This is a genomic window from Listeria fleischmannii subsp. fleischmannii LU2006-1 (genome assembly GCF_000344175.1).
GTDB classification, from domain to species: domain Bacteria; phylum Bacillota; class Bacilli; order Lactobacillales; family Listeriaceae; genus Listeria; species Listeria fleischmannii.
On sequence record NZ_ALWW01000032.1, the window covers coordinates 11,954 to 35,134 of the forward strand.

The following is a 23,181-nucleotide window of genomic DNA, read 5'->3' on the forward strand; positions in this document are numbered from 1 at the left end:
GGATTTATGTACGCATAAAAAGGGGATAGAGTATATACTGAAAATATTAAACCAAAAAGGGGCAAACAGATGAAAAAAAGATTTCAATTAATTATTATTATTGCACTAGTATTATTTATGGGATTTGTTTTAAGACAATGGTCGGAATGGATTTTATACACGGCTGGCTTTATTGTGGAACTTATTGGTGTCGTTATTGTTATTCGACTTTTATTTTGGGATAAACGAAATACAACCTCAAAAGTGGCTTGGATGGCAGCAGTCTTTGTATTGCCCATTTTAGGCGTATTTTTATATTTATTTTTTGGAAGAAACCCGCAAAATCGTATTTTTACTCATAATCAGACAAATGAAATGCATAAAATTGCGAGTACGATTCACCATCTACCACCCTATGAGGATGGCAAAAAGCCGCCCCATTTATCAAAGCGAATTCAACATTTAACAGAAATTAATCCTGTGAATGGGAATAAATTGACACTTTTAACAAACGGGGAAGAGACATTTCCTGCAATTATTGAGGCGCTTAAAAAGGCCCAAAATCATATTCATATTCAATATTATATTTATAAATCGGATGCTATCGGTCAAGAAATACGTGATATTTTAATCGAACGTGCGAATGCGGGCGTTGAGGTTCGCTTCATGTATGATGACTGGGGTTCTGCCAAATTAAGTGAACACTTTTTAGAACCGATGCGTAAAGCTGGGATAAAAATTCATGCGTTTGACCCCATTCGTTCGATTTGGGTCGCGAGAACAGCCAATCTTAGAAACCACCGTAAAATCATTGTGATTGATGGCGAAATCGGCTTTACGGGAGGCTTAAATATTGGCGAGGAGTACCGCAGTAATACGCCTGACTTTGTTGTTTGGCGCGATACGCACATTCAAGTGGAAGGTATGGCAGTCATTGAACTTCAAGAATCCTTTTTAGTCGACTGGGTTTATATGGAAAATAAAGCGGGAGCTGCTGACGGGTTTATTAGTGAAGCCGGAATCGGCCAATATTTTTCACCCAAACCTGCTGGGAATGAATGGGCGCAAGTGGTGTACGGCGGGCCATATGATAAGGAAAAATATGTGCGCGATGCCATTCTTGATTTAATGGATTCTGCCAAAGAGTCTGTGTGGATTACTTCTCCGTATTTTGTCCCAGATGAAGAGGCCCTTGCGGTGATTCGTCGTGTCGCACTAAGCGGCATTGATGTCCGAATTATTTTGCCAGGTAAGGGAGACCGCGGGATTTCATTCAACGGAAGTAACTCAAATATTGAGACGATGCTTGATGCGGGGGCAAAAGTATATGCCTACCGTGACGACTCTTTTGTCCATGCGAAACTTCTCCTGATTGACGGGGAACGGGGCGCTGTTGGAACGGCTAATTTCGATATTCGTAGTTTCCGTTTAAATCATGAATTAATGATTTTCCTTTATGAGCGTGATCAGGCGATTGTGAAAATGGAACGTGATTTTGAGGCAGACTTTAAGGTGAGCAAGCTTTACACAATGGAAGATATTAGGAAAAAATCGTGGTATGTGAAAATGAAAGAAAACCTTTCTAGTTTACTTTCTCCGATTTTATAAACGAATGCCCTGAAAATAATTTTATTTTCAGGGCATTGTCGTCGGGACTATAGATATGTTATCATTAACCTAATGGTAATTAGTTTTTTAAAAGGATGGGATAAAATGATACGAGATGCTAGGCCAGAGGATGCGAAAATGGTAGCGCCACTTTTATTTACAATTTGGAAAGACATGGAACTTCCCCTTTTACAAAAAGAGAGTGAAGAAAAGATTCTTGAGACGCTTGTTGTGGCCATTTCTGTACCTGACTATCGGTACGGCTTTAATCATTTACATGTGTATGACGATAATGGCATAATTGCAGGTGTTGTTTCGGGATATCCCGGGGCAAAAGAGCCTTTTATCGACCAAATTTGGCCAGAACTCGCAAAAGCGCATAAGCTTATTGACCAGTCGGCGGTTTTTAAGGAAAAGGAAACGTTTAGCGGGGAGTGGTATTTGGATTCTATTGTCACAAGCCCCGATTACCGCGGAAAAGGGATCGGCACTGCGCTTTTAAATGAACTTCCTCGTTTCGCAAAGGCGGACGGTGAACATACTATCGGCTTAAATTGTGATAAAGAAAATAAAGCAGCCAAACGTTTATACGAGCGTCTAGGTTTCCAAACTACCGGAGAAATCTTATTAAGTGGACACAGGTACGAACATATGCAAAAATCGGTTTAATTGAATTTAAAAAGGAGTCGCAGAGAGGAAATTTCTGCGGCTTTTAAATTTTTTTAAAAAAAATCTAAAATTTAGCTTTTTTATTTCGATAAGATGTGCTAATATATAAAATACACAGAAAATTAAGATTGTACAATATATTCTAATTGATCTGTGCGTCTATAGTGGCATCTCTCTAATAGACAGAAAATTTGAAAAAGGGGTTTGGTTGCATGAAAAAGAAGTACTGGCTACTAACAGCCATAGTCGCACTTATAAGTGTGGTGCTTATGGCTTGTGGTGGGGGAAGCAAAGATGAGGTCAAAACGAGTGGCACTTCATCTTCTGGAAAAAAAGAAGTAAATCTAATGGAATCTGCAGAAATCCCTTCTATGGATTCTACAAAAGGGACAGATGGTGTAAGTTTTACGGCTCAAAATCAAGTATTTGAAGGGCTTTATTATTTAGATAAGGATGATAAAACACAACCCGGTGTTGCAGCGGGTGATCCTGAAATGAATGAGGATCAAACCGTATATACGATTAAATTGCGTGATGATGCGAAATGGAGCGACGGCAGTCAAGTTACCGCCCAAGACTTTGTTTATGCATGGCAAAAAATGGTAAATCCGGCAACAGGTGCAGAATATGCGGTTATTTTTGATGGAATCGTCAAAAATGCGACAGATATTATTTCTGGAAAGAAAAAACCAGAGGATTTAGGAGTCAAAGCGCTGGATGATACGACGCTTGAAATTACATTGGAACAGCCCGTTCCTTATTTCCACTCCTTATTAACCTTCCAGCCGTTCTATCCGCAAAAAGAAGAATATGTGAAGAAACAAGGCGATAATTATGCCAAAGATAGCGAGCACATGATTTATAACGGCGCTTTTGTTATGAAAGATTGGAATAACACTAGTAAAACATGGAAATTTGAAAAGAACGATAAATATTGGAATAAAAAAGATATAAAAGTCGATAAAATTAATGTCCAAGTTGTGAAAGAACCAGGCGCGGCAGTAAACTTATATAATACTGGGAAACTGGATCGTGCGACTTTAACAGGCGATTATGCCAAACAAAAAAGCTCAGATCCCGATTATCAAACGGATTTAGAAGCTTTCGTTTATTATTTGAAATTCAATCAAATTTTAGATGGTAAGGATACCTTGTTTAAAAATGCAAATGCGCGTAAAGCTTTTGCGCTAGTTTTAAATAAAGAGCAATTAGTGGACACAGTTCTTGGCAACGGGTCAAAAGCAATAAACGGATTTGTCCCAGGTGAATTTACTTTTAACCCAGAAACAGATGAAGATTTCCGTAAAGAGAGTGGTTCGCTTCAAAAGACCGACCAAAAAGCTGCGAAAGAATACTGGGCCAAAGCTAAGGAAGAACTTGGTATTGATAAAATTTCGATTGAACTTCTTGCCGATGACCAGGATTTCAACAAAAAATCAAGTGAATTTATTCAAAATGCGTTACAAAGCAATTTAGATGGTGTCACGATTAAAATTAAAACGGTTCCGTATAAATCGCGTTTGCAACTAGATGAAAATAAAGATTATACGCTTCAATTAACACGTTGGGGTCCTGATTATCAAGATCCGATTACTTTCTTGAATATTCAAACCACAAATAACAATTATAACCGTGCAAACTATTCAAATAAAGAATATGATGCTTTACTCGCAAAAGCTTCAGGTGAATTAGCTACAAAACCAGAAGAACGCTGGAATACTATGATTCAAGCCGAGAAAGTTTTACTAGATGATGCTGGAATTGCACCGCTTTATCAGTCAGGTACAGCCGTTCTTCAAAAACCAAATGTTACAGGTGTGGTTCACCATTTATTTGGGGCACCATATAGTTATAAATGGATTGAGAAAAAATAAAAAAAACAGAAACTTAGTTATGCTAAGTTTCTGTTTTTTTGCGGGCATAGTGCGTTTATTTTTTTAAAAGGGCCGTTATAATTTTTAATTTTATAGCCGCGTGCCGCTTTCTCTAAAAGTCCTTCTTTGGTAAATTCGTGTAAGACAAAAAGCAGGTGCCGGTAACTTACATGCAAATATTCTGCGACCTCTGTATGCTTTTCAAAATAGAAACCCTCTTCTTCGGTTAATAAAATAAAGCGCGCTAGACGAGTTGAAAAAGGTAAATTCAAGCTTTCCGTTAAGGCTTCAGTTCGATGTAGAGCTTTTTTGCCTAAAAAAACCGCCAAGTCATGCATAAATGAAGCATTTTCAAGTAAGCGCGTTTGATTCTCCTTAAGCGGTACAGCTAATAAAACGCCATTTGTGTGGGCGATGACGTCTTTCGGACTATCTTCAACGCCTAAAAGCGTAAGTTCGCCAATATAGGACGGGGCTGAAATAAAATCGATAAGGGAGACTTTGCCGTTTTCGTGCGTCATTTTAATTTTGGCTTTTCCGCTGAGGAGGAAATACAGATTTTCAAGAGGCGCTAAATGGTGGACGATAAACTCCCCTTTTTGAACAGAATAAAGATCTAGCTTTTTCGTTTCTAAAAGATTTTGAAAGGGGCTTATGTCAAGGGCTTTTGAAATTTGTGTGTGATTGGTTATTTTTTTCATCGTTTTTCCCTCATTTTATATGAGATTTCTCCTATTATTATACGGAAAACTATGTTAAGATGCTAAAAAAAGAGTTGGGGGAGTCAAAATGAAGTATGATACGTTGCTTTTTGATGTGGACGATACCTTATTAGATTTTAAGAAGGCGGAAGATGATGCGCTAGTCAAATTGTTTGAAAGTGAAGGCGTTTCGGATGCGACATTGCTGACGGTTCAGTATAAGAAGCTGAATCAGTCACTTTGGAAGGCGTTTGAGCGCGGAGAAATTTCTCGTGATGAGGTGATTCAAACGCGCTTTGCTAAATTATTTGAGTTGCATGGTCAAACCGTGAATGGGGTCCTTCTTGAAAATACATATCGGGGTTTTTTAGAAGAGGGGCATGAAAAAATTGGTGGTGCTGCGGAACTGCTTACTCAATTAGCGCCTCACTATGCTCTTTTTGTTGTGACAAACGGTGTATCGAAAACGCAATACCGGAGGATGCGAGATTCTGGCCTAGATATTTTCTTCCAAAAGATTTTTGTGTCGGAGGATACAGGCTATTAGAAGCCTCAAACGGAGTTTTTTGATTATTGTTTTGCGCGCATTCCTCATTTTGATAAAAAGAAGACGCTTTTAATCGGGGATTCACTTAGTTCTGATATTCGCGGTGCTAGTCTTTCTGGTCTTGATAGTTGTTGGTTTAACCCGGATCATTTGACAGCACCGCAAGATGAAAAACCTACTTATGAGATTCACGCGCTTTCCAAGCTTCTAAATATTTTAAGTTAGACGTGAACCGTGGTAAGCTAATAGCGGAGGTTAAACATGAAAAGATTACTAATTTTACTTATGAGTATGACACTGCTACTTACTGGTTGCGCCGATGTGGTCAACACGGTGAAGGTGAACAAGGACGGAACAGCAGACCTTAATTTTGATATAAAATTGGGTACGGCGATGGGGTTATTTGCGGGCCCTGTTATAAGCGAACTTGAGCCAAAACTAGAAGAGGCAGGATTTACGATTAAAAAGACAGCACAAAACCAGTTTTCCATCCATAAAAAATTGGAGAAACCGACCGAGCAAGCCGATTTGAATGCGGAAGCGAATCAATACGGGGTTAAAGTAAAGGAAACGGATGGCTTTTTTATGAAAAAAATTCGTTTTGATGCAACACTTGATGTGCCGAAAATTTTAAAAGAGCAAAAGCTAGGCGATCAAGTGCCAACAGCGCTTTTATCACAGGTCGACTATACGCTTGTTTTAGATTTTCCAATTGATACGATTGGCGAAAATAATGCGGATTCAAAAGAAGGCGGGAAATTGACTTGGCATATTCCGTTAGAGAAACAAAATCGGCTTTATTTTGAAATCGGCGTTCCTAATGTGAAAAATATTGCGATTTCAGCAGGTGTCTTTCTTATTTTGCTAGTCGCTATCATTATTATGCTAATTCGAAGACGTAAAAAACGGAAAATCAGTTGATTTTCCGTTTTTTACTGTGTCATATCTTCATAGCAAGCAAGTTTGGCTTCTATTTTTTGAAAAGCTAAATCAAGCTCTTGTTGTTTTTTCTCGAGTTCTTTACGATGTTCTTTTAAAACATCAATCCGGTCTTTTACGGTATAGTTGCCTTTTTTGGTGAGTTCGACAATTTGTTTTTGCTTAGCAAGTGGCATACCAGTTCGGCGTAAGCAAACAAGAAGATCTAGCCAATGTAAGGCTTCTTCGTCAAATACGCGATTATTATTTTCATCCCGCAGTAGAAAGGGGATTAGGCCGACGCTTTCATAGTAGCGAATCGTATAGGCGGACAGTCCGACTTGCTCGGATGCTTCTTTTATTGAAAGGGACATGTTAAAACTCCTTTTTCTAAAAAGAATAGCATGTCGAAAAAAAATTTTGCTAAATATTTGCCTTAGAGTATACTCAAAGGTGTAAGATGAAGTTGAATTTGATTTTAGGAGGCTGATTGAATGAGCTTAAAAGATACTGTAAAACTAGCAAATGGTGTTGAAATGCCGCGTTTTGGCTTTGGAGTTTGGCAAGTGAAAGACGGGGCGGAGGCTGTGAACTCTGTTAAATGGGCGATTGATGCGGGATACATTAGCATTGATACGGCGGCTGCGTATAAAAATGAAGAGGGTGTCGGCGAGGCGATTCGTGAGTCCGGTGTGAACCGCGAAGATTTGTTTGTTACGACTAAGCTTTGGAATGCAGACCAAGGCTATGAATCTACTCTTCAGGCGTTTGAAACAAGCCTTAATAAGTTAGGATTAGATTATGTAGATTTATACTTAATTCACTGGCCTGTTGAAGGAAAGTTTAATGAAACTTGGCGCGCTTTTGAAAAACTTTATCAAGACGGAAAAGTACGTGCCATTGGCGTGTGTAACTTCCATGAACATCATTTAAAAACGCTTCTTGAAACAGCAGAGGTTGTGCCTATGGTCAATCAAATTGAGCTTCATCCGTTACTTTCCCAAAAACCGCTTCGTGATTTCTGTGCGGAACAAAATATTGTGGTAGAAGCTTGGTCACCGCTTGGAAGTGGCAAAATTTTAAACAACCCGGAAATCAAAACAATCGCTGAAAAATACGGTAAATCCGTTGCGCAAGTTATTCTTCGCTGGGACTTGCAACATGGCATTGTAACGATTCCAAAATCTGTTCATAAAGAACGTATTATAGAAAACGCAGATGTGTTTGATTTCGAATTAACAAAAGAAGACATGGCTGCTATCGATGCGTTAAATAAAGATGAACGTACGGGTCCAGATCCAGATAACTTTAATTTTTAATAAGAATCCGAGACATAATTAAAAAAGAACCAAAGATCATGTGAAATCCATTTGTCAAAATGGCTCTATTGCTTGATCTTGGTTCTTTTATTTTTCATTTATTTGCTTGAAACTTCCTTTTTGTCCCAGTCTCTTTAGCTTGTAGAAAAGCTCAAAGTTCATGCAAACCAAAACGGCTCACATCAAAATCAGGGTGCTGATAAATCCCCAAAATTGCTTTTGTAAATGGGAATGATTATCATAGAATAGAGTAAAGAGTTTGAGTGGCAAGGAGGAAGAAAAATGGATTTCGGACTTTCGAAGGAAATTTCAGAATTAAAAGAAGACGCGCGTCAATTTGCGGATACATATATACGGCCGTTTGCGGCTGAATGGGACGAAAAAGCGTACTTTAGCCGAGAGCTTTTTCAAAAAATCGGTCAGAAAGGATATCTTGGCCTGCCTTTTGCGAAAGAATACGGTGGCAAGGCGATGGGTACGCTCGCTTATATGACGGTTGCAGAGGAGATTGCGAAAGCTAGCCTCGGGGTAGCGTTAAGTTATGTGGCGACGGTTTCAATTGGGACGGCACCGATTGCGATGTACGGGACGGAGGAGCAGAAAACAAAATTTTTGCGCCCACTTGCAGAAGGACGTGAACTTGCGGCCTTCGGTTTAACCGAAAAAAATGCAGGGTCAGATGCGGCGGGGGTTGAAACGACGGCTGAACTTTCGGGGGAATATTTTATTGTAAATGGGACAAAACAATGGATTACTAATGCGAGCTATGCGTCGGTTGTGACGATTGCGGCGATTACAGGCTATAAGGAAGACGGCGGGAAAGTGATTTCTTCGCTGATTGTTCCCATGGATTTACCTGGGATTACGGTAAAAAGACCTTATGACAAGATGGGCGTGCGTTCTTCGGATACGGGTGAAATTTATTTTGACCATGTAAAAGTACCCAAAGAAAACCTTTTAGGGGATCAAAACGCCGGAATGAAGCAATTACTTCAAGTTTTAAATGGCGGGCGTATTTCGATTGCGGCGATTTCAGTCGGATTAGCACAAGAAGCTTACGATAAGGCGATTCAACATGCAAAAGTACGCGAACAATTTGGTGGGCCGATTTCACAATTTGAATCCGTTCAATTTAAACTGGCGGACATGGCGGTTGAAACCGAAGCAGCAAGATTACTTGTTCAAAAAGCAAGTTTTCTAAAAGATAGAGGAGATGTTTTTATTAAAGAAGCCGCTTATGCGAAAGTATTCGCCTCTGAAACGGCGACTAGAAACGCTAACCGTGCGCTACAAATTTTAGGCGGTACGGGTTATATGCGCGAAGCTGGTGTGGAACGTCTTTTACGTGATGCCAAAATTTTAGAAATTGGCGAAGGGACGTCTGAAATTCAACGTCTCGTTATTGCAAGGCAACTTTTAAAAGAAGGAGCGGATAAAAATGGAAGAAATTAAAGCAACCATTACAGGAACACTACACAGTTTTGAAAAACATGCTGGAGATGATGTAACAAAAGGGGAGACGATTGCCCAAATTGAATCAATGAAAATGCTTATACCAATTGAAGCGCCAAACACTGGAAAAATCATTGAATGGTCTGTTACAGCAGGAGATTTTGTAAACGAAAACGATAGTGTTGGGATGCTTGACTAGTATGACGCTCATTCAAAGTGAGTTCTTAACCGAACAAATTCTATTGTTGAAAATTAACCGTAAAAGTGCGATGAATGCTTTTTCAGACGAGTTAATCGAGGCGTTTCATGGGGCATTAGACCAAATCGGAGAAGCTCGCGTTTTAATTATCACAGGTTCAGGTGATAAGGCTTTTTCAGCGGGGGCGGATTTAAAAGAGCGAAAAAACTTAAAGGAAGACGAAGTATGGCCTGCGGTTTCGCGTATTCGAAAGCTTGTTCAGCGCGTTTATGAACTGGACATTCCAACGATTGCGGCGATTAATGGGGCAGCTTTTGGCGGGGGACTTGAACTCGCGCTTGCGTGTGATATTCGTGTAGCAAGTAGGGCGGCTAAAATGGGTTTAACGGAAACGAGTATTGGTGTTATTCCGGGCGCATTTGGAACGGTCCATTTAACGCGTATTGTGGGGGTTTCGGCTGCCACTAATCTGATTTTACGTGCCAAGCGAATTTCGGCGGATGAGGCGGAGCGAATCGGCCTTGTGGCTGAGGTTTCAGAGGATTGTTTAGTTGAAGCGAGACAAATTGCCACGGAAATTGCGCGAAATGCTCCACTTGCTGTGAAACGGGCGAAGGAAGTTGTGAAGGGCGTGTCTTTAAATTTGGAGGAAGCCTTTTTAGCAGAAGAAAAAGCCTATCAATCACTGATTGGAACAAAAGACCGCCTAGAGGGGCTTCAGGCATTTAGTGAGAAGCGTTCGGCGCGATTTTTAGGGAGGTAGAAGATGAATTTAGAGGAAAGAAAAAAACATATTCAATCTGGCGGGGCACAAAAATATCATGAAGCGATGGCGAAAAAGAATAAGTTATTTGTCCGTGAGCGTATTGCTTTACTGTTAGATGCAGATAGCGAATTTATCGAGGACGCCTTGTTTGCGAACGCTAGCGCAAAGGACTTACCGGCGGATGGTGTTGTAACTGGACTTGGCCAAATTGATGGCCAAAAAGTAGCGATTATCGCAAATGATTCGACGGTAAAAGCTGGTTCTTGGGGAACTAAAACGGTCGAAAAAATCATCCGGATGCAAGAAACGGCTGAAAAATTAAGTTTACCGCTTTTTTATTTAATTGATTCTGCGGGCGCTCGAATTACGGACCAAGTGGAAATGTTTCCTGGAAGACGCGGAGCTGGGCGGATTTTTTATAACCAAGTGCAGTTAGCGGGTAAAATTCCCCAAATTTGTTTACTATTCGGCCCTTCGGCGGCTGGCGGAGCCTATATTCCTGCGTTTTGTGATGTGGTCGTGATGGTTGAGGAAAATGCCTCGATGTATCTCGGATCGCCGCGCATGGCCGAAAAAGTCATCGGCGAAAAGGTGACAACAGAAGAAATGGGAGGCGCTCGCATGCACTGTACCATCTCAGGTTGCGGCGATGTGCTCGTTTCCTCTGAAAAAGAAGCGCTTTTCTTTGGTAGACGTTACCTCTCCTATTCCACATACGAAAAAGAAAGTCGTGGGGTGAGTGAAGCGGCTAAAGAATTAGCTCAAGTTATTCCAGAAAATGAAAATGCCCCGTTAAATATGTATGACTTTATCGAAAATCTGATTGATGAGGCTTCATTTTGTGAAATTAAAGCACTATTTGCCAAAGAAATCATCACGGGATTTGCACGTTTAAACGGGAAATCCATTGGCATTGTCGCCAACCAATCCATTATAAAAGGCGGCGTTTTATTCCCGGATTCTGCGGATAAGGCGACTAAATTCATTCAAATATGCAATGCCTACCGAATTCCACTGCTCTTTTTAGCAGACGTACCTGGTTTTATGATTGGGTCACAAGTTGAAAAAGCAGGAATTATTCGCCACGGCGCCAAATTAATCGCGGCTGTGAGCGAAATCACCGTGCCGCTTATTTCGGTCATCGTTCGAAAAGCATATGGGGCGGGACTTTATGCGATGGCAGGCCCTGGTTTTCAGCCTGACGCGACACTGGCACTTCCAACAGCGAAAATTGCTGTAATGGGACCTGACGCGGCCGTTAATGCGGTGTATGCGGGCAAAATAGCGGAGCTTCCTGAAAATGAACGAGCTCTTTTTATTCAGGAAAAAATGAAGGAATATGAGGCGGATGTAGATTTATTCAAACTATCATCTGAAATGGTGGTGGACGATGTGGTGTCCCCTAGAGATTTGCGACAAACGCTCATCACTCGGTTCGCTTTTTATGAAAGTAAGCGCGAAAAAAAAGCGCAGACGAAAATTTATCCGATGTAACGGAGGTGCCAAATGTTTGAAGGGTATTACAAAAAATCACGTAGCGAGCGGCTTCAAATTTTGCGTGACTACGCGGGTTTAACGGACGCCGAACTGGCTATTTTAAATCATGAAGGGGCACTCCCTTTTGAGACGGCGAACCATATGGTTGAAAATATGATTAGCACATTTCAAGTCCCACTCGGTCTCGGTTTAAATATGGTTGTAAACGGCAAAAAATACGCCGTTCCGATGGCGACCGAAGAGCCTTCGGTCATTGCGGCCATGAGCTCTGCTTCCAAATTGATAGCCCAGTCAGGCGGCCTAAAGGCAACAAGTTCCGGCCGTTTGATGGTCGGTCAAATGGCTGTTTACGGGGTTTTAAATTTTGAAAGAGCGAAACAAACCATCATAGAACATCAAACGTTTCTATTAGACGTGGCCAATGCCGCTTATCCTTCGCTTTTAAAACGTGGTGGCGGAGCAAGGGAGCTCATTGTGCGAGAAGTTGAAACAACAGAAGAGAAAATTTTCGTTGTCCATCTTCACGTTGAAACGCTTGAAGCAATGGGGGCCAATATGATTAACACGATGGTTGAGGCGCTTTGTCCAGACATCGAACGGCTCACAGGCGGCACGGCCGAAATGAAAATATTATCGAACTTGACAGATCAGGCGACGGCCACCGCCACTTGTACGATTCCCACAAACCTCCTTTTTACAAAAAATAGAAGTGGTGAAGAAGTGCGTGATCGCATTGTGCGCGCTTTTGCGTTTAGTGACGCGGACATTTACCGAGCGGCCACACACAACAAGGGAATAATGAACGGAATTGATGCGGTTTTACTTGCGTTTGGAAATGATGTTCGCAGTATCGAAGCTAGCGCACATGCTTTTACTGCGAGAGACGGTCGCTACCGGCCGATGAGTCGGTGGTCGGTAAACGCACGCGGCGACTTAGTGGGTGAGTTGACGCTCCCAATGCCAGTCGCGACAGTGGGAGGATCGATTGCCATTTCTCCACTGGCTACTTTGGCTAAAAAAATCGCCAAGGTGGAAAACGCCGAAGAGCTTGCGATGTTAGCCGTTTCAGTTGGTCTCGCCCAAAATCTAGCCGCCCTAAAAGCGCTAGTGACAGAAGGTATTCAGCGTGGTCATATGACACTGCAAGCCAAATCAACAGCCATTTCAGCTGGCGCAAAGGGAGAAGAAATTGAGCGAGTAGCTGAAAAAATGCTTGAAACGGGTCAAATTAATTTAAGCGAAGCGAAAAAAATCATTGAAGAAGAGCGCTAGAGGAGTCTAGCGCTCTTCTAAGTCTACAAACGGCAAGCTTCGGCACTCCATGATACACAGGCTCTTCCTATGCAAGCTGTCTGGTTTTGTGTGAGCCGTTTTGTTTGACGAAAACTTGGAGTTTTTCTACAAGCTTAGAAGAGCAACAACGGGATAATGGTCGGAAGCGAAAAGGCCGTCAAACGTTTTGGTCACCACATAAAATTGTTCAACGTGAAATTGTTGTGTGAATATGAAATCAATTTCTTCATGATTTTTTTCATCCAGAGAAAAGTCATTATATGTGCTCTGTAAATTAGTTTCTCCTGCATTTTGAAAAGTAGTATTTAGTAGTTGATAGGCTTCAGACTGACGTGTGGAATTGAAGTCCCCAAGCAAAATTAGCGGTGCATCTTGTGGTAGATTTTTTTGGAGCAGTTCTGCTGAATATGTACGTGCTTTACTTGATATATGGTCAAAATGCGTGTTATATACGTAAAAGCTGTTTCCGGTCTGGGTATCTAACAATTTCACCCAAATACACGTACGCGGAAAAGCGGCATCTTCATAAAACGATGGCACTTGTTCCGTTTCGGATAGCCAAAAATGGCCGGTTTCAAGCAAGTCAAAACGTGCTTTTAAATAAAAAATACTAATTGCTTCGCCAGTCTCGCCACCGTCGCGAAATAGGCTATAATGCGCATATGGTGACTCCATGTTTAAATCACGCAATTGATGCGGCACGAGTTCTTGTGCACCGAAAACATCAAAGGCTTCTTCGCGAATGATGCGTTTAATAAGCGGTAGTCGGACAGACCAAGCGATATCACCATCTTTTGCGACATCACAACAAAGATTAAAAGTAGCTACTTTCATTTTTTTGCCTCCCAAAAATTGTATTCGTTTACATTGTATCGTTTTTTAGCTAAAATAAAAAATGATTTGCTTTTTTATTTGAAAAAAGTGTCAAATTTTGACTTTTTAACACAAATTTAGTGAAAAAATTCGATTTCTTGTCACACCTAAACGAATGAAATTCCGTTATGATTAAAGGAGTATTACAAGCAGCATTTGTTCGTTTAGACCTCTCTTTTCTAAACAAACCTTGTAATACGTCACTCACTTGCCCTCATTTCATTTTGAAGTGAGGGTTTTCACTTTTGATGATTGTATCTATTTGTATAAATTCCACACGAAAAATGGCTAAATCAAAGTAAATGTCCAACAATTATCTACAGAATGGAATGGTATAATATGTTACGATTAATAGCATAGTAAGGCAATGCACATAGCTTTATTATGATAACCTTTGATTTTTAACCAAATGTTCAACTCTTTGGCTCTAACTTTTTGGTTAGGGTCTTTTTTTATAGGAAAAACGGCGTTTGTGAGTCAGAATGGGTAATTTATACGGATTTAAAAGTGTTTTTGTTAATTTATGCACATTTTGTCTACAGATTTTCTTGATTCATGATGATAGAATATAAATGTTCACGAAATACTTTAGTCAATAACAAACTCATTTCGTATCACAGCCAGCTCACCCTATGAGCTGGTCTTTTATTGCAAAAATAGCAATGTGTAAAATGTACAAAAAAAGCGTTTTTTTTATATAAAAAGTTAACGATTTATCCATAGATTTATAGAGGTAACTATGACATACTATTCTTACGCAATCTGAAAAGTAGCAGTTTCATTTTGTACAATTCTCTTGGCCAACTCTTTAGGGAGTTGGTTTTTTATGTGTCAAAAACCCAAAAATAAACTATGAAATTCATTATTTATCTACAGATTTAAGTTTTGAAAAGCGTTATATTAATGAGAACGCTTACTGAAATATTGGTTTGAGTAAGGCAAAGGGGTGAATATAAATGAAACGAAAATTAGTATCTACGAGTAGAATAATTTCTGTTGGCTGGTTAGATGGAATATTAGAGGTTGAAATGAAAGATGGAAGTTTATATCGTTTTTTTTGATGTTTCGTATAGAGAATATCAAACGTTTATAAATTCAAAATCTCCTGGATATGCACTAACTTTTTTGGAAAATGATTTTTTATATGAAAAGATATAGAAATGAAATGCTTTGGGTAGGTGGTTTTAGACTAATTACTATGCTATGTGTAAAAAAGACATTTTTTGGTGGAGACGATTCCAAAAATTCATATTTTATCCACAGACATTTGCTGGAAACGTGATATACTGGTTTAGTACTTAAGGTATACCTCGGTTTAACCGCTTTTGTTTAAAACATTTTTTTCATCTGATCAGCTAATCATTTAGCTGGTCTTTTTAGTTACAGTTTATTTCTCCTCCTTTCTAAATAGAAAGTTACTGTCCAAAGTTGACATAAATTCGAGCATCATTTGTAAGTTCCATTTCCCTAGTTGGCTTACCCTGACTAGGGTTTTTTTTATGGCAAAATACTCATGATTTAGGTTTAATTTCCAATTTTTTCCATAAAACGTTCACACAAAAAAGAACTTTTCAATGATATTCTTAAAAAGGAACATAACTTGCATAAAGGAGATAACAAAAATGAAAAAATTTTTATGTGTTTTAATTCTACTGCCTGTCCTACTATTTAGTACAGTCAACATGGACGTAGCTAAGGCAGTAGATTGGACAAATGTAACATGGAATGTCATGGGGGATAGTTTAACTGATCCCAATAATACTCTAGCTACAAAAAAATATTATGACTATATCCAAGAAGATATGCATATAAAAAAAGTGAATAATTATGGAATAAGCGGCTCTACAGTTTCAAATAATTCGAATCCAATGAGCGAACGTTACATCAATATGGATAATGGTGCGGATTTAATTACGGTATTTACTGGTTTCAATGACTTTTCAAGAAATGTACCCCTTGGAAATTCATATGACACTACGAATAATACATATTACGGAGCACTCGATGTTCTTTTGAAAGGCTTAGTTCAAAAATTTCCAAATAAAAAAATTGGTCTTATATCCATGTATGCTTTTAGCCAGTATCCGGTGAATAATCAATTAGGAATTCCCGATTATGCATATGTCAATGCAGAAATAGATGTTTGTAATCGTTACAAGGTGAAGCATTTAAATCTCTATGAAATGGATTCTATGAACTTAGCTACAGATGGATCAAAGTATAGAGCGTTTCAAAATCACTTAAACAATCAAGGCCATGAACATCTTGCAACAATAATTGAGTCATTTATTAAAAGTATGTAGTATGAATTACTGTGGGGAAATCTTCAATTTGCTGGGCAACGAGTACTTGAAATGACGGATCAAAAAGTTTATAGAGGGTTAGAGAGCTATAAAGAAAGTAAGCTGAAACATAATTTTGACGTGCTCAATAATCTCTTAGAAGATGAATAGTCCAACGATGAATATGAAAAAGTAGAATAAATTTGAAGGCTACTGCCCTTTTTTGAGCGGGAGCTTTTTTATAACACCGTATAAGGTTGTGTAATATTTCATCCCCAAATCACAAAAAACGGGTTTCAGGAAAAATTGCTTAATCCTTGAAACCCGTTTTCTAAGAATAATGCGGCCGAGAGGACTTGAACCTCCACGAGCTAATGCCCACTAGGCCCTCAACCTAGCGCGTCTGCCGATTCCGCCACGACCGCGTATCTGTACCAACAAAAAATATTATAGTCTTTTTCTTACGGAGTTGTCAACGATTATAAGTAATTTTGTATAAATATTTTCCTTGCAAAAAAAAAGCTTTGCGTCTATAGTAAAAGGGGCATCGTGCTATGCTATTACGGCGTTTTTCGCGAATGACTCCTATTGAAAGAGACATAGCTCACTATGTTTTTTTCAATAGGAGTTTTTGATTGGAGGATTAAAATGTATTTTTTATATGTAGGGATTTTTAGTGCTTTAGGTGGAATGACGCGATACGGGGTTGGACTTCTTTTAACTGGTTATACATTCCCGGTTGCGACACTTGTAGTTAATTTAGTGGGCTGTTTTTTACTAGCGGTTGTGACGCAGGTGGTGGCGGCGAATCCGAAAGTGCCTAAAGAATTAGTTGCTGGGATGGGAACGGGTTTTGTTGGGGCCTTTACGACGTTTTCTAGTTTTAGCGTAGAGAATATTGAATTGCTACAAGCGGGTCAAATTGGGGTGGCTGGCCTTTATATTGGGATTAGTTTAATTGGTGGCCTTGCCTTCGCGAAACTTGGCTATATTTTTTCTGCAAAGTGGGTGGGACACCGTGCTTAATTTTTTGTTTGTTGGTATCGGTGCGGCTTTTGGCGGGATGATGCGGTACGGGATTTCGGTTTGGATGAAAAATAAGTGGAAGACTAATTTTCCGTTTGCTACCTTTATCATTAATTTATCGGGTTCTTTTTTGCTTGGTTTGCTTGTTTCAAGTGAGCTCGCGACTTTGTGGCAACTTCTTTTAGGAACAGGGTTTATGGGGGGATACACGACATTTTCTACGTTTAAAGTGGAATGTACGGAACTTTATTTGCAAAAAAAAGCTAAAATTTTAACGGCTTACATTAGCTTATCATATGTGCTTGGAATTTCGTTTGCCGCTTTAGGTTTTTTAGTGGGGAGTCTATAAGAATTGTTTAAGAATGCTATCTGGGGTTGTCGAACAGTCTGTAGCCATGCTATGCTAGGACAATAAACATATGTGAAAGGAAATATACATGAGAAAAATTGTCCCAATTTTAATGATGAGCCTGCTATTTCTTACGGCTTGCGCAAATAATACGGCAGTAGCTTATTTAACAATAGATGGAAAATTAACAGATGTTAGTGAGGCAGCTAGTAAAGGTCAAATGGAAGCTTCTGGAACGCTAACGTGGGAGGGGCAAGCTGAAAATGATAGCTCAAACGTTATATTTACATTGGATAGTTCAACGGTGATTGTGAATGAAGCTGGTAAGGCGGTCAAATCCAGTGATCTTGAAGATGGGGAAAACTTCAAAGCGATTTTTTCAAATGGCGCAAAATTAGTGGCTCCAGCACCAGGAACTGTATCGGTTCCTGCTACAAAAATTATTGTCGAAAACTAGGCAGAAATGTCTAGTTTTTTTTATATTGTGCAGTACTTGAAACTATGATAGATTAAAAAGGTACAGATTACAAAACAGGAGGTTTTTATGAAAAAAGGGTTATGGATAATAAGTTTACTTATGGTTATGCTTGTACTTACGGCGTGTGGGGAGACGTCGCAAGAGAAATTTTCTAACACATTTTCGAAAGCGCTTGATGTTCCGAATCAATATACGCAAAAAATGTCATTTAAGGTGGATGAATTACAGTCAGATGACATGACGAGTAGCGATGCGTCATCGATTCAAATGCTTAAAAATATGGAACTGAGTTCGACTACCTCTATTGATAAAAAAGCAGAGAAATCGTATGTGCAATTTAATCTTGCTTCAGATGGTGCGTTAAATTTTAATCTTAACATAAATGTTTTAATGAATAATAAAACTGGAGAAGCTTATATTCCTCTTGATACGATTGTGAATCCGGATAGTAATTTAAAAATGTTAGTTGATCAAGCGACGAATGGAATTTTTTCAAAGATTAATGAAGCTTATCCTGATTTAAAGAATAAATATGTTAGCACAACAGAGCTTTCGAAGTCGCTTGGTGAGTCAAATGATGCGAGTGCTAAACCATCGGAATCTGCTACAAAAGCAGCGGAAAACTTGCAAGCAAGAGTCAATGAAATTTTCACTGATTATTTAAATGATATGGACGAAAATCGTTTTTCAGAAGATGATAAGGGGAATATCACAACGACTTTAACGAAAAAAGATTTTATTAATCTTGCGAAGAACTTTGAAAAAGCATTAGGCGAGAGTGATATGAAAGCAGATATTAAAACGCTCGTGGAATCCCAAGGTGAGGTTTCAAATTTTGATTCAGAGTATAAAAAACTTCGCGTCAATTTAGCGGATGCCATACAAGATATGGAGAAAAATAAAACGACAAAAGCAAATGTCAAAATGGTTTTAAAACCAGGCAAAAACGACAAATTTGAAAAAATGACCATGAAAGTGACAGTAGAGGATACGGCTAGCAAAACAAAACTAGGTGGAACGTTCCAAATTGAAAATGTGGCTTTCCAAAAAATTCCTGCTTTCCCGAAAAAAGATGAAATTGTGAGTACAGAAGAGCTCCAAGAAATCATTCAATCGGTTATGATGGAATCGATTTACGGGGATATGGATTTTTCTGATACAGAATCTAATTTTTAATCCCAAAAAGAGCAGCTTAGTTAGCTGCTCTTTTCTATGCCCATAAACTTGTGGTATGATAGGGGCAGAAAATAATGGACAGGTGAAAAAAATGAGAGTGGAAAAGTACACGAAAAGTGCCGAAGAAACCATCGCTTTGGCAAAAAAAATAGGCCAGAATGCGGAGGCGTCATTTGTCATTTTACTGGAAGGCGATTTAGGGGCAGGAAAAACCACCTTTACAAAAGGCTTGGCTGAAGGATTAGGTATCACTCAGCTTGTGAAAAGCCCTACCTTCACAATTATTCGTGAATATACAAGTGGGCGATTGCCGCTTTATCATATGGATGTTTATCGCTTAGAAGATGCGAACCCTGATGAACTTGGATTTGAGGAGTATTTTTTAGGTGACGGGGTAAGTGTGATTGAATGGGCGCATTTTATTGCAGATAGTTTGCCACAGGAGTACTTAAAAATCACTATTTCTCGGATTTCAGATGAGGGAAGAAAGTTGGAAGTGGAAGCAGTCGGAGAACAGTATGAGGCTTTCATAGCGGAGGTTTTAGCATGATATTAGGAATCGATACAGCAACAGATACAATGAGTATTGCACTTTCTAATGAAGGTCAAATTATTGGTGAAATTACTACCAATTTAAAGAAAAACCATAGTGTGAGGCTACTTCCTGCTATTTCGGAACTTTTAACGGAATGTGGCGTGACTGTGAAAGACTTAACTAAAATTGCGGTCGCGAAGGGCCCAGGATCTTATACGGGGCTTCGAATTGGGGTGACGGTAGCTAAAACGCTTGCATGGGATTTAGGCATTCCTATTGTAGGTGTTTCGTCTCTTGAAGTTTTAGCCAAAAGTGGTGGGCTTTTTTCTGGGAAAATTGTAGCGCTCATGGATGCGCGGCGGGAGAATGTATACGCGGGTGTTTACCTCTACGATGATGCGCTTATTTCTGTTTTGCCCGATCAGCATATCGCACTTTCTGAGCTGCTTACTCATTTTTCAGGGATGACGGAGAAAATTTTATTTATCGGCGCAATTCCTGAAAACTTGCGGGATATCATTAAAGGTACACTTGGGCAGCATGCGGTATTTGCGAGTCGGGACATGAATTTTGCGAGAGCGGCTTCTCTTGTTTCACTGGCTGAAAATGAGCAGGGTGTGGATGCGACAAATTTCACGCCCGACTATCTTAAACTAGCGGAAGCCGAGAGCAAGTGGCTTGAAGCGAGGAATAAGGCATGATTTCTTTTCGAAAAGCAGGCGAAGAAGATATTGATGCGCTGCTTCAAATTGAGCATGCGGTGTTTAGTTCTCCTTGGTCTCGTGAAGCCTTTTTAAATGAATTTAAAATAAACCAATATGCTCATTACCTACTAGCCGTCTTAGATGGTGAAATTGTTGGGTACGGTGGGGTTTGGCTTGTATTAGATGAAGGACATGTGACAAACATTGCGATTCATCCAGACTTTCAAGGAAACCATTACGGTGAAGCCTTGCTGGTTGCTCTTTTAGATTTAGCGAAACAGAGCGGTGTAACAGCGATGACACTGGAAGTTCGTGTAACAAATACGCGAGCCCAAAATTTATATCGGAAATATAATTTTCAAAACGGCGCAATTCGCAAACGTTATTATCCGGATAACGGGGAAGATGCGCTAGTAATGTGGGTGAATTTATCATGAAAAAAGAAACCATTATTTTAGGAATTGAATCAAGCTGTGATGAAACGGCTGCTGCTGTTGTAAAAGGTGGTACGGAAATTTTATCCAATGTGGTGGCGTCTCAAATCGAAAGTCATAAACGTTTTGGCGGCGTTGTACCAGAAATTGCATCAAGACATCACGTTGAACAAATTACGATTGTGATTGATGAAGCGCTAAAAGAGGCGAATATCACATTAGATGAGGTGGACGGAATTGCTGTAACGGAAGGACCTGGTCTTGTAGGGGCGCTACTCATTGGGGTAAACGCAGCTAAAACGCTTGCTTTTTCTCATCAAAAGCCGCTTATTCCAGTACATCATATCGCGGGTCATATTTACGCCAATCGGTTTGAAACAGAAATGAAGTTTCCGCTTCTCGCGCTCGTTGTGAGCGGGGGGCATACGGAACTTGTTTATATGAAAGCACATAATGACTTTGAAATTATTGGAGAAACGCGGGATGATGCGGCTGGTGAGGCGTATGATAAGGTGGCGCGTACGCTTGGTTTACCTTATCCTGGCGGCGTTCAAATTGACCATTTAGCGAGAGAAGGGGAAGATACATTTCACTTTCCGCGCGCGATGATGGACGATGGCAGTTATGATTTTAGTTTTAGCGGTTTAAAATCAGCTTTTATTAATTTACTTCATAATATGCGCCAAAAAAATCTAGAGCCGAGCCCGGCTGATTTAGCAGCGAGCTTCCAAGCAAGTGTCGTGGATGTTTTAGTCACTAAAACCATCGCAGCGGCAAAAGAATATCAGGTGAAACAATTATTGCTTGCTGGCGGTGTTGCGGCTAACCAAGGACTTCGTGAACGAATGATTCAAGAATGCGAACTGGAAATCCCAGATGTGGAATTAATTATCCCACCACTTTCGCTTTGCGGTGACAACGCGGCGATGATTGCGGCTTCTGGAACGGTTGCTTATCTGGAAGGGAAGTTTGGAGATTTAGCATTAAATGCAAAACCAGGATTATTATTTGAAGAAGTATAAAGCTTGGAAAATTTAAGAGACTGGGACATAATTAAAAAAGAACCAAAAATCATGCGAAATCCATTTGTCAAAATGGCTCTATTGCTTGATCTTGGTTCTTTTTATTTTTTTATTTGCTTGCAACTTTCTTTTTGTCCAAGCTTTTTTTATATATCTAATTCTTCAATTTCTTCACTCACAATTTCCCAATCGGCCATGAGGGCCTCTGCCACTTGTTTAATGGCGTCTAGTTCTTCGGTGATGGCGTAACTTTTCTCATGGTCATTAAACACAGTAGGGAGTGTTAACTCGTGTTCGAGGGATGCAATTTTCGCATCGCATTCTTCCATTTTTTCCTCAATTTCAGCTAATTTGCGTGTTTTTTGACGTAATAATTTTTGTGCCTCTTTACTCTGCTGATAGGCCGCCTTATTCGAAGGATTTTCAACCTGAGGTGGGAGCTCGCCATTTCGGAGCTTTTCTTCCCGCTCAAGACGAGCGATTTCCTGATTTTCAGCTAATTTTTCCTGATAGTAATCATAATCACCTAAATAACGGGTTGCGCCGCTAGGACTTAACTCAACAATATCTTGAGCGATACGATTAATAAAATAGCGGTCATGTGAGACGAATAAAATGGTTCCTTCAAAATCAATTAGCGCCGCCTCAAGTACTTCTTTGCTTTCAATATCAAGATGGTTTGTTGGCTCATCCAGAATGAGTACGTTCGCACCGAGTAGCGTTAGCTTGGACAGGGCTAAGCGGGCTTTTTCACCGCCGCTAAGAGTATCCACAATTTTTAACACATCATCTTCTGAAAAAAGAAAATTTCCAAGTACAGTTCGTACCGCTTTTTCATCGAGCTCTGGATATTCGTCCCAAAGTTCTTGTAAAATCGTTTTTTTGGAAGAAAGCTTAGCTTGTTCTTGGTCATAGTAGCCAATCTTGACGCCAGCGCCAAACTGGAAATGCCCTTTTAATGTAGGAATATCGCCAATAAGCGTTTTTAGCAAAGTGGACTTACCAATTCCATTTGGGCCAACAAGTGCAATACTATCTCCCCGCTTGATATCAAAACGAATATTTTCAGCCACCAATTTATCTTTCGTATAGCCAATCGCGAGGTCGTCGACAAATAAAATATCATTTCCAGGCGTGCGGTCAAATTGAAAACCAAAATGGGCGGCTTTTTCGTTACCTTCTGGCCGAGCTAGGCGGTCCATTTTCTCTAATTTTTTACGCCGGCTTTGCGCCCGTTTTGTAGTGGAGGCGCGAACAATATTTCGCGCAACAAAATCTTCCAATTTCGCAATTTCCGTCTGTTGTTTCTCGAACTCTTTCCAGTCCTTCTCAAGCTGCTCCGCCTTTAAAACAAGAAAGCGACTGTAGTTTCCCGTATAGTGCGTAATTTTTAGYGYGTGAAATTTCATTAAAYYTTGATTTCACGACGCGGTCCAAGAAAGTAACGATCCGTGCGACACAATTAAGAGCGCACCCGAAA

General features: G+C 39.8%; 22 protein-coding genes, 1 tRNA gene and 2 pseudogenes. 20 read left to right on the forward strand and 5 right to left on the reverse strand.

Features of this window, described 5'->3' with window-relative positions; translation table 11 throughout:
• Positions 1-69 precede the first annotated feature (69 nt).
• From cls to LFLEISCH_RS10030, 3 genes are all read left to right on the forward strand, one after another.
• A complete protein-coding gene (gene cls / locus LFLEISCH_RS10020) occupies positions 70-1,587 on the forward strand; it encodes a cardiolipin synthase (protein WP_007476020.1) in 1,518 nt (505 codons plus the stop codon).
• A gap of 105 nt (positions 1,588-1,692) precedes the next feature.
• Complete coding sequence (locus tag LFLEISCH_RS10025; RefSeq protein WP_007476021.1) at positions 1,693-2,256, forward strand: GNAT family N-acetyltransferase; 564 nt, start codon at positions 1,693-1,695, stop codon at positions 2,254-2,256.
• Positions 2,257-2,468: 212 nt separating this feature from the next.
• A complete protein-coding gene (locus tag LFLEISCH_RS10030; RefSeq protein WP_007476023.1) occupies positions 2,469-4,130 on the forward strand; it encodes a peptide ABC transporter substrate-binding protein in 1,662 nt (553 codons plus the stop codon).
• A 17-nt stretch (positions 4,131-4,147) separates the two neighbouring features.
• On the opposite strand, the gene yeiL is transcribed toward LFLEISCH_RS10030, so the two are convergent.
• The gene (yeiL, locus tag LFLEISCH_RS10035) at positions 4,148-4,831 is read right to left on the reverse strand and encodes a transcriptional regulator YeiL (RefSeq protein WP_007476026.1); all 684 of its coding nucleotides are present in this window, start codon (positions 4,829-4,831) and stop codon (positions 4,148-4,150) included.
• An 88-nt stretch (positions 4,832-4,919) separates the two neighbouring features.
• Between yeiL and LFLEISCH_RS10040 the strand changes: the two are divergent.
• Together LFLEISCH_RS10040 and LFLEISCH_RS10045 are read left to right on the forward strand one after the other, a co-directional pair.
• Positions 4,920-5,603: pseudogene (locus tag LFLEISCH_RS10040) on the forward strand (YjjG family noncanonical pyrimidine nucleotidase).
• A 36-nt stretch (positions 5,604-5,639) separates the two neighbouring features.
• The gene (locus tag LFLEISCH_RS10045) at positions 5,640-6,299 is read left to right on the forward strand and encodes a DUF3153 domain-containing protein (RefSeq protein ID WP_007476030.1); all 660 of its coding nucleotides are present in this window, start codon (positions 5,640-5,642) and stop codon (positions 6,297-6,299) included.
• 11 nt (positions 6,300-6,310) lie between these two features.
• Here LFLEISCH_RS10045 and LFLEISCH_RS10050 read toward each other — a convergent pair whose 3' ends face one another.
• A complete protein-coding gene (locus tag LFLEISCH_RS10050) occupies positions 6,311-6,670 on the reverse strand; it encodes a MerR family transcriptional regulator (protein WP_007476032.1) in 360 nt (119 codons plus the stop codon).
• A 120-nt stretch (positions 6,671-6,790) separates the two neighbouring features.
• Here LFLEISCH_RS10050 and LFLEISCH_RS10055 point away from each other — a divergent pair, with 120 nt between their 5' ends.
• From LFLEISCH_RS10055 to LFLEISCH_RS10080, 6 genes are all read left to right on the forward strand, one after another.
• Positions 6,791-7,615, forward strand: coding sequence for an aldo/keto reductase (locus LFLEISCH_RS10055; RefSeq protein WP_007476034.1), 825 nt, complete (start codon positions 6,791-6,793; stop codon positions 7,613-7,615).
• A gap of 282 nt (positions 7,616-7,897) precedes the next feature.
• Complete coding sequence (locus LFLEISCH_RS10060; RefSeq protein ID WP_007476036.1) at positions 7,898-9,067, forward strand: acyl-CoA dehydrogenase family protein; 1,170 nt, start codon at positions 7,898-7,900, stop codon at positions 9,065-9,067.
• On the forward strand, positions 9,054-9,266 hold the full coding sequence (locus tag LFLEISCH_RS10065; RefSeq protein WP_007476038.1) for an acyl-CoA carboxylase biotin carboxyl carrier protein subunit: 213 nt from the start codon (positions 9,054-9,056) through the stop codon (positions 9,264-9,266). The genes LFLEISCH_RS10060 and LFLEISCH_RS10065 overlap by 14 nt, the downstream gene beginning before the upstream one ends.
• Before the next feature lies 1 nt (position 9,267).
• A complete protein-coding gene (locus LFLEISCH_RS10070; protein WP_007476040.1) occupies positions 9,268-10,029 on the forward strand; it encodes an enoyl-CoA hydratase-related protein in 762 nt (253 codons plus the stop codon).
• Between the two features lie 3 nt (positions 10,030-10,032).
• Positions 10,033-11,526 (forward strand): acyl-CoA carboxylase subunit beta, encoded by a 1,494-nt coding sequence (locus tag LFLEISCH_RS10075; RefSeq protein ID WP_007476042.1) that lies wholly within the window; start codon positions 10,033-10,035, stop codon positions 11,524-11,526.
• Between the two features lie 12 nt (positions 11,527-11,538).
• Positions 11,539-12,801, forward strand: coding sequence for a hydroxymethylglutaryl-CoA reductase, degradative (locus tag LFLEISCH_RS10080; RefSeq protein ID WP_007476045.1), 1,263 nt, complete (start codon positions 11,539-11,541; stop codon positions 12,799-12,801).
• Positions 12,802-12,927: 126 nt separating this feature from the next.
• Here the strand turns inward: LFLEISCH_RS10080 and LFLEISCH_RS10085 are convergent, their stop codons facing one another.
• Positions 12,928-13,656, reverse strand: a complete 729-nt coding sequence (locus LFLEISCH_RS10085) for an endonuclease/exonuclease/phosphatase family protein (RefSeq protein ID WP_007476047.1) — start codon at positions 13,654-13,656, stop codon at positions 12,928-12,930.
• Positions 13,657-15,317: 1,661 nt separating this feature from the next.
• Here LFLEISCH_RS10085 and LFLEISCH_RS10090 point away from each other — a divergent pair.
• A complete protein-coding gene (locus tag LFLEISCH_RS10090; protein ID WP_007476051.1) occupies positions 15,318-15,998 on the forward strand; it encodes an SGNH/GDSL hydrolase family protein in 681 nt (226 codons plus the stop codon).
• Between the two features lie 320 nt (positions 15,999-16,318).
• Here the strand turns inward: LFLEISCH_RS10090 and LFLEISCH_RS10095 are convergent.
• Positions 16,319-16,402: transfer RNA gene (locus tag LFLEISCH_RS10095), tRNA-Leu, on the reverse strand.
• Positions 16,403-16,625: 223 nt separating this feature from the next.
• Here LFLEISCH_RS10095 and LFLEISCH_RS10100 point away from each other — a divergent pair.
• The 8 genes from LFLEISCH_RS10100 (at position 16,626) to tsaD (ending at position 21,701) form a co-directional block, all read left to right on the forward strand.
• On the forward strand, positions 16,626-17,003 hold the full coding sequence (locus LFLEISCH_RS10100) for a CrcB family protein (RefSeq protein ID WP_007476053.1): 378 nt from the start codon (positions 16,626-16,628) through the stop codon (positions 17,001-17,003).
• 37 nt (positions 17,004-17,040) lie between these two features.
• Positions 17,041-17,352, forward strand: coding sequence for a fluoride efflux transporter CrcB (gene crcB, locus LFLEISCH_RS10105; RefSeq protein ID WP_241432902.1), 312 nt, complete (start codon positions 17,041-17,043; stop codon positions 17,350-17,352).
• 88 nt (positions 17,353-17,440) lie between these two features.
• A complete protein-coding gene (locus LFLEISCH_RS10110; RefSeq protein WP_007476058.1) occupies positions 17,441-17,809 on the forward strand; it encodes a hypothetical protein in 369 nt (122 codons plus the stop codon).
• Between the two features lie 87 nt (positions 17,810-17,896).
• The gene (locus tag LFLEISCH_RS10115; RefSeq protein WP_007476060.1) at positions 17,897-19,006 is read left to right on the forward strand and encodes an Lmo2079 family surface lipoprotein; all 1,110 of its coding nucleotides are present in this window, start codon (positions 17,897-17,899) and stop codon (positions 19,004-19,006) included.
• A 91-nt stretch (positions 19,007-19,097) separates the two neighbouring features.
• Complete coding sequence (gene tsaE, locus LFLEISCH_RS10120) at positions 19,098-19,556, forward strand: tRNA (adenosine(37)-N6)-threonylcarbamoyltransferase complex ATPase subunit type 1 TsaE (protein ID WP_007476062.1); 459 nt, start codon at positions 19,098-19,100, stop codon at positions 19,554-19,556.
• A complete protein-coding gene (tsaB, locus tag LFLEISCH_RS10125) occupies positions 19,553-20,242 on the forward strand; it encodes a tRNA (adenosine(37)-N6)-threonylcarbamoyltransferase complex dimerization subunit type 1 TsaB (RefSeq protein ID WP_007476065.1) in 690 nt (229 codons plus the stop codon). Before tsaE ends, tsaB begins: the two co-directional genes overlap by 4 nt.
• On the forward strand, positions 20,239-20,682 hold the full coding sequence (gene rimI / locus LFLEISCH_RS10130) for a ribosomal protein S18-alanine N-acetyltransferase (protein ID WP_007476067.1): 444 nt from the start codon (positions 20,239-20,241) through the stop codon (positions 20,680-20,682). The genes tsaB and rimI overlap by 4 nt, the downstream gene beginning before the upstream one ends.
• The gene (tsaD, locus tag LFLEISCH_RS10135; RefSeq protein ID WP_007476069.1) at positions 20,679-21,701 is read left to right on the forward strand and encodes a tRNA (adenosine(37)-N6)-threonylcarbamoyltransferase complex transferase subunit TsaD; all 1,023 of its coding nucleotides are present in this window, start codon (positions 20,679-20,681) and stop codon (positions 21,699-21,701) included. The genes rimI and tsaD overlap by 4 nt, the downstream gene beginning before the upstream one ends.
• A gap of 146 nt (positions 21,702-21,847) precedes the next feature.
• On the opposite strand, the pseudogene LFLEISCH_RS10140 reads toward tsaD, so the two are convergent.
• Positions 21,848-23,181, reverse strand: a pseudogene (locus LFLEISCH_RS10140) (ABC-F family ATP-binding cassette domain-containing protein); the annotation flags it as partial.

Bases quoted from the DNA above. Each gene is read 5' to 3' on its own strand.
- cls (WP_007476020.1), top strand. From the start codon at position 70: ATGAAAAAAAGATTTCAATTAATTATTATTATTGCACTAGTATTATTT.
- LFLEISCH_RS10025 (WP_007476021.1), top strand. From the start codon at position 1,693: ATGATACGAGATGCTAGGCCAGAGGATGCGAAAATGGTAGCGCCACTT.
- LFLEISCH_RS10030 (WP_007476023.1), top strand. From the start codon at position 2,469: ATGAAAAAGAAGTACTGGCTACTAACAGCCATAGTCGCACTTATAAGT.
- yeiL (WP_007476026.1), bottom strand. From the start codon at position 4,831: ATGAAAAAAATAACCAATCACACACAAATTTCAAAAGCCCTTGACATA.
- LFLEISCH_RS10045 (WP_007476030.1), top strand. From the start codon at position 5,640: ATGAAAAGATTACTAATTTTACTTATGAGTATGACACTGCTACTTACT.
- LFLEISCH_RS10050 (WP_007476032.1), bottom strand. From the start codon at position 6,670: ATGTCCCTTTCAATAAAAGAAGCATCCGAGCAAGTCGGACTGTCCGCC.
- LFLEISCH_RS10055 (WP_007476034.1), top strand. From the start codon at position 6,791: ATGAGCTTAAAAGATACTGTAAAACTAGCAAATGGTGTTGAAATGCCG.
- LFLEISCH_RS10060 (WP_007476036.1), top strand. From the start codon at position 7,898: ATGGATTTCGGACTTTCGAAGGAAATTTCAGAATTAAAAGAAGACGCG.
- LFLEISCH_RS10065 (WP_007476038.1), top strand. From the start codon at position 9,054: ATGGAAGAAATTAAAGCAACCATTACAGGAACACTACACAGTTTTGAA.
- LFLEISCH_RS10070 (WP_007476040.1), top strand. From the start codon at position 9,268: ATGACGCTCATTCAAAGTGAGTTCTTAACCGAACAAATTCTATTGTTG.
- LFLEISCH_RS10075 (WP_007476042.1), top strand. From the start codon at position 10,033: ATGAATTTAGAGGAAAGAAAAAAACATATTCAATCTGGCGGGGCACAA.
- LFLEISCH_RS10080 (WP_007476045.1), top strand. From the start codon at position 11,539: ATGTTTGAAGGGTATTACAAAAAATCACGTAGCGAGCGGCTTCAAATT.
- LFLEISCH_RS10085 (WP_007476047.1), bottom strand. From the start codon at position 13,656: ATGAAAGTAGCTACTTTTAATCTTTGTTGTGATGTCGCAAAAGATGGT.
- LFLEISCH_RS10090 (WP_007476051.1), top strand. From the start codon at position 15,318: ATGAAAAAATTTTTATGTGTTTTAATTCTACTGCCTGTCCTACTATTT.
- LFLEISCH_RS10100 (WP_007476053.1), top strand. From the start codon at position 16,626: ATGTATTTTTTATATGTAGGGATTTTTAGTGCTTTAGGTGGAATGACG.
- crcB (WP_241432902.1), top strand. From the start codon at position 17,041: ATGATGCGGTACGGGATTTCGGTTTGGATGAAAAATAAGTGGAAGACT.
- LFLEISCH_RS10110 (WP_007476058.1), top strand. From the start codon at position 17,441: ATGAGAAAAATTGTCCCAATTTTAATGATGAGCCTGCTATTTCTTACG.
- LFLEISCH_RS10115 (WP_007476060.1), top strand. From the start codon at position 17,897: ATGAAAAAAGGGTTATGGATAATAAGTTTACTTATGGTTATGCTTGTA.
- tsaE (WP_007476062.1), top strand. From the start codon at position 19,098: ATGAGAGTGGAAAAGTACACGAAAAGTGCCGAAGAAACCATCGCTTTG.
- tsaB (WP_007476065.1), top strand. From the start codon at position 19,553: ATGATATTAGGAATCGATACAGCAACAGATACAATGAGTATTGCACTT.
- rimI (WP_007476067.1), top strand. From the start codon at position 20,239: ATGATTTCTTTTCGAAAAGCAGGCGAAGAAGATATTGATGCGCTGCTT.
- tsaD (WP_007476069.1), top strand. From the start codon at position 20,679: ATGAAAAAAGAAACCATTATTTTAGGAATTGAATCAAGCTGTGATGAA.